This is a genomic window from Roseomonas sp. TF40, from assembly GCF_057219975.1.
In genome coordinates, this window is the sequence record NZ_JBXVVR010000002.1 from 337305 (window position 1) to 350892 (window position 13588).

A 13588-nucleotide genomic window follows, 5' to 3' on the forward strand; every position below is an offset into this window, starting at 1 on the left:
TGGCTCAGAACCCGGCCGCGCCCGGCGCCGGCGCGGGTTCGACCACGCTCGGCTCGCTGCCCGCGCTCAGCGCGAAGACAGACAGGCCGCGCAGCGTCTGCCCGCCGGCGAGCAGCCGCAGCGGGCCATCGGCGCCCGCCAGCGGCTCGACCGCGGTCGCCGCCACCGGGTCCCGCCCGCCGGCGCGCAGCGTGCGGGCGGCCAGGGCGGCCGAATCATAGGCCACGGCGGCCACGCGGGGCGGGGCTTCCTGGAAGGCCTCGCGGTAGCGCGCCTCGAAGCGCGCCCGGGCGCGGCCATCCGGGCCGGGGAACCAGGCGCCGGCCAAAGCGGGCTCGGTCGCGAGCGTCGCATCGCCGAGCCAGAGCGCCGTGCCCATCAGGCGCGGGCGCGGCCCGCCTTCGGGCTGGTCGGCGGCCCAGCCGGCGGCGAAGCGCCGCGCGCGCTCCCCGGCCTCGCCGATCAGCAGCGCGTCCACCTGGCGCAGCTGCGGCCGCGCGCCGGAGGCCGCCATGGCGGCGTCGGCCCCGCCCGGATGCAGCACGATGACCGGCGGCGGCAGGCCGAGATCGCCCACCGCGCCGCGCAGCGCCTGGGCCAGGGCCCGGCCGAATTCATTGTCCACGGCGGCCAGGCCGAAGCGCTGCGCGCCCTGCGCCGCGGCGGCGGCGACCACGCGGCGCACCTGCTGGTTCGGCGTGACGCCCATCACCCACACGCCCGGCGCGGCACGCTGCGGGTCGTTGGTGAAGGCCAGCACCGGCACGCCGGCCGCGCGCGCCGGGTCGGCCACGGCGGCGGTCTCGGCGCTGGTCAGCGGCCCGACCAGCACGCGCGCGCCATCGGCGATGGCCGAGCGTGCCGCGGCCGCGGCCCCGGCGGGCGTGCCGCCCGTGTCGCGCGGCGCGAATTCGACGCCGCTGGGTGCCTCATCGAACAGCGCCATGAAGCTGGCGTTGAGCATCGCCTGGCCGAGCGGCGCCTGCGCGCCGGTCAGCGGCAGCAGCAGCCCCGCGCGCGCCACTTGCGGCTGCGGCGCCTGGCCGCCGATCGGCGGGGCGATGCCCACGAAGCTCGGCTGCGGGGGTTGCGGCGCACAGGCGGCCAGCCCCAGAAGGGTGGCGCCAAGCAGCGCCGTGAGGGCGTTTCGGCGGCCTGAACGGGGCATGCGAAATGACAAGCGGCGACCCTCCTGAATCCCTGCACCGGACGACACGGCCCCAGGCCGAGGCCCCTGCGGGGCTCAGCCTGGTGGCGACGCCGATCGGCAATCTCGGCGACCTGTCTTCCCGTGCCCTCGCGGTGCTCGGCGCCGTGGACGCCGTTCTCTGCGAGGATACCAGGGTAACAGGCCAGATGCTGAGCCGTTATGGCGTTTCTGCGACGCTGCTGCCACTGCATGAGCACAACGAAGACGAAATCACCCCCCGATTGCTCGAGAGACTGGCGCGGGGCGAGCGCCTCGCCCTGGCCTCGGATGCCGGCACGCCGCTGGTCTCCGACCCCGGCTACCGGCTGGTGCGCGCCGTGATCGCCGCCGGCCTGCCGCTGACCGCCATTCCGGGGCCGAATGCGGCGGTGGTGGCGCTGACACTCTCGGGCCTGCCGCCGCACCCCTTCCTGTTCCACGGCTTCCTGCCGCCCCGCGCCGGCCCGCGCGCCGCCGCCATCGCCCGGCACCGCGCCGCCGAACGCGCCGGGCTCTCGGCCACGCTGATCCTGCATGAGGCGCCGCACCGCCTGGCCGAGACCCTCGCCGCCCTGGCCGAGGGGCTGGGCGGGGATCGCCCCGCCGCCGTGGCGCGCGAACTCACCAAGCGCTTCGAGGAAGTGCGCCGTGGGCCGCTTGCCGAGCTTGCCGCGCATTACGCCAGCGCCGAGGCGCGCGGCGAGATCTGCATCTGCGTCGGCCCGGCGCCGGCGGAGAGCACGGATGCCGCCGATCTCGACACCCAGCTGCGCGCCGCGCTGGCGCAGAGCAGCGTGCGCGATGCCGCCGCCCTGGTCGCCACGGCCACCGGCCTGCCGCGCAAGCAGGTCTATGCCCGCGCGCTGGAACTCAGCCGCGAGGCGTAGCTACGCGCCAGGGATCGGATGCGCGAGGTCCGAGCCCGGCGGCAGCTCATTCGCCAGCGTCGCGAGGCAGGAGACGATGCGCCGGTCCGCCCCCAGCGCGATTCCCTGCACCGGCACGCCAGCGGCCACCGCATAGGCGGCGACCAGGTCGCGGTTCGTCACCACCAGGGCGCAGCGCGCGACCAGCCCCTTCATCCGCGCCGGCGTCACCTCCCTCCGCCACCATTCGAGATCGGCGAGGCGCGGCATCAGGATCCGCGGCGCCTCGAAGACTGCCCGGGCGAAGGCCAGGCTGCCGGCCATGTCGTCGCCCGGCTGGCCCGGCCCCTGGATAGGCAGCGGCAGCACCGGCCAGCCGATGGTCCGCGCGAGCAGCCGCTTGATCGCCGGCAGGCGCGGCTGCCAGGAGGCCTTCATGTCCCCGCCATCACGGATGGCCAGCCCCAGCACCGGGCCGGGCGGCAGCAGCATCCCCAGGATCGGGTCGGGCGCGATGTGTCGTTCCGGATAGGGCTCGATCGCGAAGGGCACGCGCAGGCGCCAGAGCGTGAGCACATTGGCGCTGCGGTGGTCGCGCAGCACGATGCGGGTGGCGCGATCCAGCACCGCTGCCCCGGCCGGCGCGACGCGCTGCGCGGCGTCGCCCTCCACGCCGAAATGGCGCAGCGTCAGCGGCGCGCCGGCACGCGCGGCCAGCGCCAGCATCGCCTCCAGCCGCGCCCGCTCGAGGAAGACGCCGCCGAGGATCACCTGCGTCACGCCAAGCGCGCGCGGATCCGCCCCTTCGGGCAGGGCCTCGAAGCCGGGCGGCAGCGGCGCGGCGGGGCTTGCCACCAGCACGGGCGGCGCGCCGGGGCCGGCCGCGAAATCCGCCAAAAGGGCGCGCGAGACCAGGTCCCGGAAAGGATGCTCGGCGAGCAGCAGCGTGCGGCTCATGCGGCCGGCTCCAATCCGACGCAGCGCGAGCCGGGCGGCAGGCGATGGTTCAACGCCACGAAGGTGCGGCGCAGGCTGTCATCCTCGATCGGGTGCAGGCCGATCACCCGTGTGCCGGCGCCGATGGCGTGCACGGCATTGTGCTTGCGCTGCGTCGCCAGCACGTCGCAGCGCGCGATCAGCCCCTTGAGGCGCGGCGGGGTGAGTTCGGCGCGCCAATGCGCGCGGTCGAGCAGGATGGGGGCGGCGATCTCGGCCTCGGGCAGGAAGTCGCGGATGAAGGCGGCGGTGCCGGCGGCATCGTCCTCTTCCGCGCTGTCCATGTGCACGGTGCTGATGATCGGCACGATGGCGTGGTCCGCGAAGGGGGCCAGCGTCTCACGCACCCGCGCGGCATCGGCCTTGAGACAGGCCTGCATGTGCCGCGTGCCGATGATGGACAGGCCGAGCAGCTTGCGCGCGTCGCCGCGCGGCAGCAGGGCGGCAGCGAGGTCATGCTCGGCAGGGATATTTGCCTCGGGGAAGAAGGTCAGGCGAGGCAAGCGGCCGAGCGCGGCCTCGGCGACCATTTCGAAGCTGACATAGTCGCGCACGGTGAAGCTGGCGAGGTTGGCGATCACCTCGCGCGCCTGAGCGTCCAGCCAACCCAACTCGCTCTTGATCCGCGCCATGCCGAGATTGTGCAGGTGGATTTCCGCCCCCTGCGCGCGCGCCTGCGCCATCCAGGGCATCCAGGCGGCAAAGGCAGTGCTGAGGCCGAACATGCCGCCGCCGAAGACGATACGATCCGGCGCAAGGGCCAGCAGCTCCGGCCCCTCGCGGAAGCAGCCGGCCAGGGCGGGCACGCAGCGGCGCGTCCATTCCGGGTCCGGCGAAAGCGCATAGGCGCGGCTGGCGGGGAAGGCCTGCATCGCTTCCAGCAGGCAGAGCTCGTCGCCGAGATTGCCGAAGCCATAGGCGCCGAGATAGGCGGTGGTGCTCATCGGATCATCGAACCAGCAAGGGCAGCAGGCTGTCCAGCCGCAGCAGCCCGTCCGGGGTGGCGGCAAGGTGGCCGGTGTCGCGCCAGGCGAGCAGGCCTTCCGCCAGCAGCATGTCGCGCGCGGCCAAATCGATGCACGCCTCGAAGGGCAGGGTGCTGCGCGCGGCGATGCGCACGGGGTCGATTCCTTCGGTCAACCTAAGCCCCATCAGGAGAGATTCCCGTGCACGGTCGCGTGGCGAGAGAATTTCCTCCTCCGTGATGGCATGGCCGTCGCGCTGAACGCGCGCGAGCCATTCCTCCGGCCCGCGATGCCGCCGCGCGGCGCGCAGCGTGCCATCCGCGAAGCCGAGGCGCTGATGCGCCCCCGCACCGATCCCGAGGTAATCGCCGTAGCGCCAATAGGCGAGGTTGTGCCGGCTCTCCGCACCCGGCTTCGCATAGTTCGAGATCTCATAAGGCAGGAGCCCGAAATGCGCGGCCTCCTCGGCGGTGGCGGTGTAGAGCCTCGCGGCCTCCTCCCCCTCGGGCAGGGTGAAGGCGCCGCGGCCGAAGAGCGTGGCGAATTGCGTGCCCGGTTCGATGGTGAGCTGGTAGAGCGAGAGATGGTCGGCCGCGAGCGCCAGGGCGCGGCGCAATTCGGCCCGCCAGGCGGCTTCGGACTGGCCGGGCCGCGCATAGATGAGATCGAAGGACACGCGCGGGAAGATTTCCCGTGCGGCTTCCAGCGCCCGGATCGCTTCCGGTGCATCATGCTTACGGCCCAGGAATTGCAGCGATTTTTCGTCCAGCGCCTGAACACCGAGCGAGACGCGATTGACCCCCGCGGCGCGGAAATCCCTGAGCTTGCCGATCTCCACGCTGGTCGGGTTGGCTTCCAGCGTGATCTCGATGGCCGGATCGGCCACGAAATGGCCGCGCGCCTCGGCGATCAGCCGCGCCGCTGTCTCCGGCGCCATCAGGCTCGGCGTGCCGCCGCCGAAGAAGATGCTGGCCAGCGGGCGCCGGCCCGCGCGCGCCGCCTCATGCGCCAATTCGCGGGACAGCGCCTCGGCGAAGGCCGCCTGGTCGATGCGCTCCCGCACATGGCTGTTGAAATCGCAATAGGGGCACTTGGCGGCGCAGAAGGGCCAGTGGATGTAGAGGGCGAGCGGTTCCATCGGGAAGGGATATGGCGATGTCGGGCGGTTCTGTCGAACGGGTACGCGCCGCGCTGCTGGCGGCGGGCCATGCGGACAGCATCCAGGCCTTCCCCGAGGGCACGCGCAGCGCCGCCGAGGCCGCCGCGGCCGTGGGCTGCGACGTGGCGCAGATCGCCAAATCCATCATCTTCCGCGCCGGATCGACCCCGGTGCTGGTCATCGCCTCTGGCGCCAACCGCGTGGACATGGCCAAGGTCGCGGCCGCGACCGGGCTCGCCATCAAGCGCGCCGATGGCGGCTGGGTGCGCGACGTGACGGGCTTCGCCATCGGCGGCGTCGCGCCGCTCGGCCATCTCACGCCGCCGGTGGTGCTGGTGGATGCGGATCTCTTCGTCCTCGACCGGATCTGGGCCGCCGCCGGATCGCCGATGCATGTCTTCGAGACCACGCCCGAGGCGGTGCTTCGCCTCGCCGGCGGGAAGCGCGCCGATGTGAAGGAGGAGACCTGATGCTGCCCGTCACCGCCCTCTATGCCGGGCTGCTCGCCCTCGGCTTCGTCTGGCTCGCCACCCGCGTCATCAAGGCGCGGCGCGTCTATCGCGTGGCGATCGGCGATGGCCAGCACCGGCTGGTCCAGCGCGCCATCCGCGCGCATGGCAATTTCGCCGAATACGTCCCCTTCGCGCTGCTGCTGCTGGCGCTGTGCGAGTTGAACGGCCTGCCCGACTGGGCGCTGCATGTGCTGGGCGTGGTGCTGCTGGCCGGGCGTGTCATCCACGCCCAGGGCATCGCGCAGGAGCCGGAGAATTTCCGCGGGCGCGTGCTCGGCACCAGCCTGACCTTCACCATGATGGTCGTGGCCGGCGCCGCCTGCATCGGCCTCGCGGGCGCGGGGCTGCTGTAGGCGCTACCGCGCGGGCTCGATCCGCAGCACCGCGCCGGGCGTGTCGTCGGTGAGCAAATAGAGGAAGCCATCCGGCCCCTGGCGCACGTCGCGCACCCGCCGGCCGACGCGGATCACCTGCTCGGCCGTCACACGGCCCTGCGCATCCGCGCTGATGCGCCGCACATCCATCGCCCGCAGGGAGCCGGAGAACAGGTCCCCCCGCCACCCCGGGTATCGATCCCCGGTATAGACCGCGAGGCCCGAGGGCGCCGTGGTCATGGACCAGACCAGCATCGGGTCCACCAGGCCAGCGGCGCTCTGCCCGCCGCCGATCCGCGCGCCGCCGCGATACTCGACGCTGTGGCTCACCAGCGGCCAGCCATGATTCTCGCCGCCGCGCACCAGGTTCAGCTCGTCGCCGCCCTGGCTGCCATGCTCATTCGCCCAGACCACGCGGCGGATCGGATCCCAGGCGAGGCCCTGGTTGTTGCGATGGCCCCAGGACCAGATTTCCGGCGCGAAGCCGGCGCGGCCGAGGAAGGGATTGTCGCGCGGCACGCCGCCATCGCGATCCAGGCGCAGGATCTTGCCGAGATGGCTGCCCGGCGCCTGCGCCTGCTCGCGGATCAGCCGGCCTTCCAGGCTCACCGGCGGGTTGCCGCCATCGCCGATGGAGAGCAGCAGCGTGCCATCCGGCAGGAAGGCGATGCGGCTGCCGAAATGCGCATTGGCAGGCTTGGCCTGCGCCACCTCGAAGATCACGCGCAGCTCGCGCAGCGCCGTGCCGTCGAACACGGCGCGAGCGAGGCGCGTGCGGTTGGCGCTGGCATCGCCATGCGCATAGGTCAGGAAGATGGTGCGATTGGTGGCGAAATCCGGGTCGAGCGCCACGTCCAGCAGCCCGCCCTGGCCCATGGCGTGCACCGCGGGCGTGCCGGCGATGGGGGTGGGCAGCAACGCGCCGTCGCGGATCAGCCGCAGCCGCCCCGGCCGTTCCGTCACCAGCGCGCTGCCATCCGGCAGGAAGGCGAGGCCCCAGGGGCGCTCCAGCCCCTCCACCACAGGCACCAGCCGCAGGCCTGTGATCTCGCTGGGCGGGTCGGGCGTCAGGAAGGGGGCGGCGGCCAGGTCGGGCGCGGCCAGCAGCCCGGCAGCGAGGGTGGCGAAGATACGGCGCTGCATCGGTCTCTCCTGCGTCGCAACGATCGCAAGGAGGGCCCGCAAGGCCGGATCTTCAAGGGTGCGGCGCGCGGCCGCGCCTTCACGACAGGCTGGGCAGGCAGCCGGCCTTCAACAGGCTGAAGGCCGCCGCGCGGTGGCTGATGGCATGTTTCGCGGCCGGCTCCATCTCGCCGAAGGTCTGGCTATGACCGGCGGGGACGAACATCGGGTCGTAGCCGAAGCCCCGGCTGCCGCGCGGCGGCCAGACCCACTGGCCATGCGCCTCGCCCAGGAAGCCCTCGCTATGCCCATCGGGCCAGGCCAGCACCAGGGCGCAGGAGAACCAGGCGCGGCGATCGGGTGCGTGGCGGGCGAGCTTCTCGACCTTTCCCATGGCCATCGCATAGTCCCGCCCGCCCGGCGTTTCCGCCCAATCGGCGGTGCGCACGCCCGGCGCGCCATCCAGCGCGGCCACGGAAAACCCGCTGTCATCCGCCAGCGCCGGCAGGCCCGAGGCGGTGGCGGCGGCCAGCGCCTTGATCCGCGCATTGCCGAGGAAGCTCTCCTCCGTCTCGGCCGGCTCCGGCAGGCCGAGGGAGCCGGCGCTGACCACTTCCAGCCCCCAGGGGGCGAGGAGTTCGGCGACCTCGCGCAGCTTGCCGGCATTGTGCGTCGCCAGCACCAGCTTCGGCTCGATCAGCCGGCGATGGGTCATCCGCGGATCGCCGCCTTCTGCAGCTCGAACAGCTTCGCCGTGCCGGCGCGCGCCAGGCCGAGCAGGCTCAACAGCTCGGTCTCGGAGAAGGGCGCGCCCTCGGCCGTGGCCTGGACCTCGACCACCCCGCCCGAGCCGGTCATGACGAAATTCCCGTCCGTCTCGGCCTTGCTGTCCTCGGCATAGTCGAGATCGACCACCGGCGTGCCGTTCCAGATGCCGCAGGAGATCGCGGCCACCTGGTCGCGCAGCGGGTTGGCCTTCAGCACGTTGTTCTTCATGCAATGCTGGAAGGCGAGGCTGAGCGCCACCCAGGCGCCGGTGATCGCCGCGCAGCGCGTGCCGCCATCGGCGGTGATGACGTCGCAATCGAGCGTCACCGTCATCTCGCCCATCGCCTTGAGGTCGGTGACGGCGCGCAGCGAGCGGCCGATCAGGCGCTGGATCTCCTGCGTGCGACCGGATTGCTTGCCGCGCGCGGCCTCCCGGTCGCCGCGCGTGTGCGTCGCACGCGGCAGCATGCCGTATTCGGCCGTGACCCAGCCCTGGCCGGAATTGCGCAGGAAGGGCGGCACCCGCCCCTCGACGCTGGCGGTGCAGAGCACCTCGGTCACGCCGAAGCGGATGAGGCAGGAGCCCTCCGCATGGCGGGCGGCGCCGGGGGTGAGGCTCACCTCCCGCAGCTGGTCGGCGACGCGGCCCGAGGGACGCACGAAGGGGGCTTTGAAGCCGGCGGGGAATTCGATCATGCGGCGGGGCGTAACACGGGGCCCGCGCCGGCGGCTACACTCCGCCCATCGCCCTGCCGACGAGGTCACATGTCCCCGCTCTTCGCCACGCCGTTGCTGCTTGTCCTCTCCAACATCCTGATGACCTTCGCCTGGTATGGGCACCTCAAGGCGCCGTCCTGGCCGCTCTGGGTGGCGATCCTGGTGAGCTGGGGGATCGCCTTCTTCGAATACTGCCTCGCCGTGCCGGCGAACCGGATCGGCTATGGCACCTTCTCGGGCCAGCAGCTGAAGGTGATGCAGGAGGTCATCACGCTGGCGGTCTTCGCGGCCTTCAGCGTGACCTTCCTGGGTGAGCCGCTGCGCTGGAACTTCCTGGCGGCCGGCGCCTGCCTGGTGGCGGCGGTGGTCTTCATCTTCCTGCCCGTGGAATAGTGCTTGCCCACGCAATCGTGAATGATAGTTTTCCGGCTCTCGCGTTTTTGGATGGCGGTGCATGGTTCGGCGTAACTGGATGCTGGTGCTGCTCGGCCTGCTGGTGCTGGCGGGGCTGGCGCTGTGGATCGTGGCCTCGATGATGCCGCCCACCCCGGGCAGCCGGGCCTATTTCCACGCGCTTTCCGCCGCGAATGCGCCGCCGCCGGCCTTCTCCGTGCCCATGGAGCTGCGCCGCGCCAATGCCGATAGCTGCACCGGCTTCAACCTGGAGCTCGAGGAAGGGGCCGGCATCCAGCGGCGCCTGGGCCACAATGCCGAGGCCGAGCGGCTGCTCTCGATGCGCCAGAATTGCAGCGGCGCCTCGGCGCCGGTGATCCGCTCGGCGCGCTAGAGAAGCGCCATCACCCGCCCATGGCCGCCGGTGCCGCCGGCGATCTTGGGCGCGCCGGCCACCAGCGTCGCCCCCGTGGCGGGCAGGGCTCCGAGGCCCGCGATGCACTCGATCCCCCAGCGCCCGGCCCCGAGCCAGGCTGCATGGAAGCCGAAATCGCTCGAACTGCCGCGATCCAGCGACAGCGTGTCGATCGCCACCCCGGCGAGGTTGCGCGCCAGCAGCAAGGGCGCGACGTCGGGCCGGAAGCCCGGGAAGCGCATGACATTGCCGGCATCGAGGTTGCGGAAGCCCGGGCCGGTGGCACGGGCCTCCCAGCCGGTGTTCACCGCGAGGCATCCCCCCGCCGGCAGCGGGCCATGCGCCGCCTCATGCGCGGCGATATCGGCAGGGGTCACCTGATAGTCGGCCTCTGCCGCGGCGCGGGCCCTCAAGTCGAGCACCACCAGCGGGCAGACGAGGTTCTCGACCGGGATGCGGTCCACCGTCGGGCCATCGGCCGAGAAATGGATCGGCGCGTCGAAATGCGTGCCGACATGCTCGAAATAGGTGAAGCGGTTGAGGTTGTAGCCGTCCCGCGCATGGGTGAGCACGCGTTCCATCTCGAAGGCGGGCGTGCCGCCGAAGGTGGGGAAGTCCGCCCGCAACGTGTGGGTGAGGTCCACCACGCGGCTCACCGGCGCGCTGCGCAGCGCCTGGGCGGCAGCCGGCGCGGTGTTGAGCGCCAGCAGGGCGGAGGCCGCCATAGCCGCGCGTGCCAGGCCCCGCCGACCCAGGCTGCGCATCACACAGGCATCGCACATCGCACCCTCCTGCCTTCATCCGCTGCGCAGCATGGCAGGCGGCCATGGCCTTCGGCCAGCCATGATCCCATGTCACCCTCCGGCACATTCGGAGGATGAGACCATGGGCCTGCTCTGGGCGATCATCATCGGCTTCTTCGCCGGGCTGCTGGCGCGCTGGCTCACACCCGGCAAGCACAGCGCCGGCTTCATCGTGACCACCGTGCTCGGCATGGTGGGCGCGGTGCTGGCCACGCTGCTCGGCCAATGGATCGGCTGGTACCAGCCGGGCGAGGGCGCGGGGCTGCTCGGCGCCGTCGTCGGCGCGATCAGCCTGCTGCTGCTGCTGCGCGCCTTCGGCCCGCGGATCGGCTGAGCTTCACCCCCCGGCGCGCACGAGGCGCACGAGCTGCGCCACATGCTCGACCGGGGTGATCTTCTCGATCCCATGGCCGAGGTTGAATACGAAGGGCCGGCCGCGCATCGCCGCCAGGATCTGCCGGGTCTCGGCCTCCAGCGCCGCCCCGCCGGCGATCAGCGCCAGCGGGTCGAGATTGCCTTGCAGCCCGACATGCCCCGGCACCACGGAGGCCGCATATTTCGGGTCCATGGCGGTGTCCATGGCCACCGTGTTCACCCCCGTCCGGGCGACATATTCGCCCAGCATCGGCCCGGCCAGGCGCGGGAAGCCGATGACGGGGATGGAAGGGTGCAGCCGCTTCAGGCTGCGCACGATGGTCGCCGTGGGCTCGATCACCCAGCGGCGGAACTGGGAGGGCGGCAGCATGCCCGCCCAGCTGTCGAACAGCATCAGCGCCTCGGCCCCGGCCTCGGCCTGGGCCAGCAGGTATTCCGTGGTGCTCTCGACCAGGGCGCGGATCAGCTTGCCGAACAGGGCGGGGTCGTTGAAGGCCATGCCGCGCGCGGTGTGGAAATCCTTCGAGCCGTGCCCCTCGACCATGTAGCAGGCGACGGTGAAGGGGCTGCCGGCGAAGCCGATCAGCGCGGTCCTGGGGAATTGCGCCTCGATGATCGCGCGGGTCTGGCGCACCGTCTCGAAGATCGGCGCGGCGCGTTCGCGGATGGCGCCGACCTCAAGGGAAGCGATGCCGGCGGCATCCCGTAGGGGCTCCAGCACCGGGCCCTCGCCCTCGGCGAAACGGAGCGGCTGGCCCATCGCCCAGGGCACCATCAGGATGTCGGAGAACAGGATGGCGCCATCCATGCCGAAGCGGCGCACCGGCTGGATCGTGACCTCCGCCGCCATCTCGGGCGTGGTGCAGAGCGCGATGAACCCGCCCGCCTGCTCCCGCACCGCGCGGTATTCGGGCAGGTAGCGCCCGGCCTGGCGCATGAGCCACATCGGCGGCGGCCAGACGGCCTCCCCGGACAGGGCCCGCAGCAATGGCTTGGTCTCCCCCATGCTGCCGCCTGCCGTCCCGCCTGTCGCTGCTGTCAACCTTGCCTCCCGTGAGCCTTCGCCCGCCATTCTCACCAAAGAAAAGGAATCATAAAGGGGTCTGGGGTAATAGGAGCCTGTGGGCATTGGGGATCACGGCTCGCCCGGCTTTTCCCCACAGGCTTGTCCAGGTGCGTTTCGCGCGCCAAGCCCTTGCCGGGGTTGGGGCTTTCGGGTTGTCCCCAGCTCTGGGCCGCAGCCCGGGTCTTTCATGCCCCGGTACCGGCGCGGGCCGGTTTATCCCCGCTCCCCTCGCGGCATGGCTTGACCGGGCGAAGTTTTCCCCGTTTTCCCCGTCTTCCCCGTTATGGTCGGCCCGCCATGCCCCAACGTATGATCAACCTCCACCTCGTCTCCGACAGCACCGGCGAAACGCTGAACTCGATCGCGCGCGCCACGCTCTCGCGCTTCGAGGATCCGCATGTCGTGCATCATCGCTGGTCGCTGGTGCGCTCGCGCCTCCAGCTCGACCGCGTGCTGGACGGCATCGAGGCCGAGCCCGGCCCGGTGCTCTTCACCCTGGTGGATCGCTCGCTCCGCCTGGCACTGGAGGAGCAGTGCAAGCGGCTCGGCGTCGAGTGCTTCTCGCCGCTCGACCCGGTGATGGACCTGCTGCAGACCGAGATCGGCGAGCGCGCGCGGGAAAAACGCGCCGCGCAATACGTCATGGACGCCGATTATTTCCGCCGCATCGACGCCATGCACTATGTGCTCGCGCATGATGACGGCCAGGGCACGGCCGGCATCGCCGAGGCCGATGTCTGCCTCGTCGGCGTCTCGCGTTCCTCCAAGACGCCGACCTGCTTCTACCTCGCCAATCGCGGCATCAAGGCCGCCAATGTGCCGATCGTGCCCGGCGCCGCCTTGCCGCCGGAGCTCGAGAACGCGCCCTGCCCCGTGGTCGGGCTGCATATCGAGGTCTCGGCCCTGATCGAGATCCGCCGCCACCGCCTGAAGCTGATCGGCGCGCATGGCGTGCGCCACGACGCCACCGACTATGTGGACCATGAATCCGTGAAGGCGGAGATCCAGGCCTCGCGCCGGCTCTGCACCGCGCATGGCTGGCCGGTGATCGACGTAACCCGCCGCAGCATCGAGGAGACGGCAGCGACCGTGCTGCAGCTCATGGAGGCCTGGCACGCGCGGCGCAACGCCAAGGCACCGGCCGCCCTGCCGGACCGCCCGCGTTGAGCGCGCTGCAGGCGCCGGCACCGGCGCTGGTGCTGGCCTCTTCCTCCGCCTCCCGCCGCGCCCTGCTGGAAGGGGCCGGGCTGCGCTTCGAGGCCCGCCCGGCGGCGGTGGATGAGGCCGCGATCAAGGAAGCCGCCCAGGCGGAGGGCCTGACGCCGGCCGAGGCCGCCATCCTGCTCGCCGAAGCCAAGGCCGAGCGTGTCGCCCGCCGCGCGCCCGAGGCGCTGGTGATCGGCGGCGACCAGCTTCTGGTCTGCGAGGGCCGCTGGTTCGACAAGCCCGACAGCCTCGCCCGGGCGCGGGAGAACCTGCTCTGGCTGCGCGGCAAGCGGCATGAGCTGGTCAATGGCACCGTCATCTGGCGCGGCGGCCAGCGCATCTGGCAGGACGTCACCACCGTGCGCCTGACCATGCGCGACTTCTCCGAGGCCTTCCTCGACGCCTATCTGGCGACGGAGGGCGAGGTGCTGCTGGCCTCGGTCGGCGCCTATCGGCTGGAGGGGCCGGGCGTGCAGCTGATGGCGAAGATCGAGGGCGAGCACAGCGCCATCCTCGGCCTGCCGCTCACCCCCCTGCTGCGCTTCCTGCGCCAGCATGGGGTGTTGGTGGCATAAAGGCGGCCCGCAGGGCCGAGCGCCCGAATGGGCGCCGCCGTAAGTGCGGCGAAGCCAAGCGGCGCGGAGGCGCCGCGCCCGGCGTCT

17 protein-coding genes are annotated in these 13588 nt (G+C 71.9%); 8 read left to right on the plus strand and 9 right to left on the minus strand.

All coding sequences use genetic code 11. The features are described 5' to 3' along the window. Positions 1-4: 4 nt before the first annotated feature. A complete protein-coding gene (locus AC2D9U_RS07620) occupies positions 5-1168 on the minus strand; it encodes a penicillin-binding protein activator (protein WP_484747822.1) in 1164 nt (387 codons plus the stop codon). Between the two features lie 5 nt (positions 1169-1173). Here AC2D9U_RS07620 and rsmI point away from each other — a divergent pair, with 5 nt between their 5' ends. Next, positions 1174-2076, plus strand: coding sequence for a 16S rRNA (cytidine(1402)-2'-O)-methyltransferase (gene rsmI / locus AC2D9U_RS07625; protein ID WP_484747823.1), 903 nt, complete (start codon positions 1174-1176; stop codon positions 2074-2076). Here the strand turns inward: rsmI and AC2D9U_RS07630 are convergent, their stop codons facing one another. The 3 genes from AC2D9U_RS07630 to hemW are packed head-to-tail and all read right to left on the minus strand — an operon-like array spanning position 2077 to position 5154. Next, a complete protein-coding gene (locus AC2D9U_RS07630; protein WP_484747825.1) occupies positions 2077-3012 on the minus strand; it encodes a hypothetical protein in 936 nt (311 codons plus the stop codon). After that, entirely contained in the window at positions 3009-3995 is a 987-nt protein-coding gene (locus AC2D9U_RS07635; protein ID WP_484747827.1) for a polysaccharide pyruvyl transferase family protein, read from the minus strand. The genes AC2D9U_RS07630 and AC2D9U_RS07635 overlap by 4 nt, the downstream gene beginning before the upstream one ends. A 4-nt stretch (positions 3996-3999) precedes the next feature. Continuing rightward, the gene (hemW, locus tag AC2D9U_RS07640; protein WP_484747830.1) at positions 4000-5154 is read right to left on the minus strand and encodes a radical SAM family heme chaperone HemW; all 1155 of its coding nucleotides are present in this window, start codon (positions 5152-5154) and stop codon (positions 4000-4002) included. 17 nt (positions 5155-5171) lie between these two features. Here hemW and AC2D9U_RS07645 point away from each other — a divergent pair, with 17 nt between their 5' ends. Together AC2D9U_RS07645 and AC2D9U_RS07650 are read left to right on the plus strand one after the other, a co-directional pair. Further along, on the plus strand, positions 5172-5645 hold the full coding sequence (locus tag AC2D9U_RS07645) for a YbaK/EbsC family protein (RefSeq protein ID WP_484747833.1): 474 nt from the start codon (positions 5172-5174) through the stop codon (positions 5643-5645). Then, positions 5645-6040 carry an MAPEG family protein gene (locus AC2D9U_RS07650; RefSeq protein ID WP_484747834.1) on the plus strand — a complete coding sequence of 132 codons (396 nt, stop codon included), beginning with the start codon at positions 5645-5647 and terminating at the stop codon, positions 6038-6040. Before AC2D9U_RS07645 ends, AC2D9U_RS07650 begins: the two co-directional genes overlap by 1 nt. A 3-nt stretch (positions 6041-6043) precedes the next feature. Here the strand turns inward: AC2D9U_RS07650 and AC2D9U_RS07655 are convergent, their stop codons facing one another. The 3 genes from AC2D9U_RS07655 to rph all read right to left on the minus strand — a co-directional run bounded on the left by AC2D9U_RS07655 (position 6044) and on the right by rph (position 8647). Beyond that, positions 6044-7204 (minus strand): PQQ-dependent sugar dehydrogenase, encoded by a 1161-nt coding sequence (locus AC2D9U_RS07655; RefSeq protein WP_484747836.1) that lies wholly within the window; start codon positions 7202-7204, stop codon positions 6044-6046. A gap of 79 nt (positions 7205-7283) precedes the next feature. Beyond that, positions 7284-7898 (minus strand): non-canonical purine NTP pyrophosphatase, encoded by a 615-nt coding sequence (locus AC2D9U_RS07660; RefSeq protein WP_484747838.1) that lies wholly within the window; start codon positions 7896-7898, stop codon positions 7284-7286. Further along, positions 7895-8647 (minus strand): ribonuclease PH, encoded by a 753-nt coding sequence (gene rph / locus AC2D9U_RS07665; protein WP_484747840.1) that lies wholly within the window; start codon positions 8645-8647, stop codon positions 7895-7897. The genes AC2D9U_RS07660 and rph overlap by 4 nt, the downstream gene beginning before the upstream one ends. Positions 8648-8716: 69 nt before the next feature. On the opposite strand from rph, the gene AC2D9U_RS07670 reads away from it, so the two are divergent. Both AC2D9U_RS07670 and AC2D9U_RS07675 read left to right on the plus strand, forming a co-directional pair. After that, the gene (locus AC2D9U_RS07670; protein ID WP_484747841.1) at positions 8717-9061 is read left to right on the plus strand and encodes a DMT family protein; all 345 of its coding nucleotides are present in this window, start codon (positions 8717-8719) and stop codon (positions 9059-9061) included. A gap of 61 nt (positions 9062-9122) precedes the next feature. Continuing rightward, positions 9123-9455, plus strand: coding sequence for a hypothetical protein (locus tag AC2D9U_RS07675; protein ID WP_484747843.1), 333 nt, complete (start codon positions 9123-9125; stop codon positions 9453-9455). Here the strand turns inward: AC2D9U_RS07675 and AC2D9U_RS07680 are convergent. Further along, on the minus strand, positions 9452-10201 hold the full coding sequence (locus AC2D9U_RS07680) for a cyclase family protein (protein WP_484747845.1): 750 nt from the start codon (positions 10199-10201) through the stop codon (positions 9452-9454). The genes AC2D9U_RS07675 and AC2D9U_RS07680 overlap by 4 nt on opposite strands. A 160-nt stretch (positions 10202-10361) precedes the next feature. Between AC2D9U_RS07680 and AC2D9U_RS07685 the strand changes: the two genes are divergently transcribed. Then, on the plus strand, positions 10362-10613 hold the full coding sequence (locus AC2D9U_RS07685) for a GlsB/YeaQ/YmgE family stress response membrane protein (RefSeq protein ID WP_484747846.1): 252 nt from the start codon (positions 10362-10364) through the stop codon (positions 10611-10613). 3 nt (positions 10614-10616) lie between these two features. Here the strand turns inward: AC2D9U_RS07685 and hemE are convergent, their stop codons facing one another. Further along, the gene (hemE, locus tag AC2D9U_RS07690; RefSeq protein ID WP_484747849.1) at positions 10617-11660 is read right to left on the minus strand and encodes a uroporphyrinogen decarboxylase; all 1044 of its coding nucleotides are present in this window, start codon (positions 11658-11660) and stop codon (positions 10617-10619) included. 357 nt (positions 11661-12017) lie between these two features. On the opposite strand from hemE, the gene AC2D9U_RS07695 reads away from it, so the two are divergent. Further along, positions 12018-12887: a pyruvate, water dikinase regulatory protein gene (locus AC2D9U_RS07695; RefSeq protein ID WP_484747851.1), complete on the plus strand. Its 870-nt coding sequence runs from the start codon at positions 12018-12020 to the stop codon at positions 12885-12887. Beyond that, positions 12884-13501 carry a Maf family protein gene (locus AC2D9U_RS07700; protein ID WP_484747852.1) on the plus strand — a complete coding sequence of 206 codons (618 nt, stop codon included), beginning with the start codon at positions 12884-12886 and terminating at the stop codon, positions 13499-13501. The genes AC2D9U_RS07695 and AC2D9U_RS07700 overlap by 4 nt, the downstream gene beginning before the upstream one ends. Positions 13502-13588 lie beyond the last annotated feature (87 nt).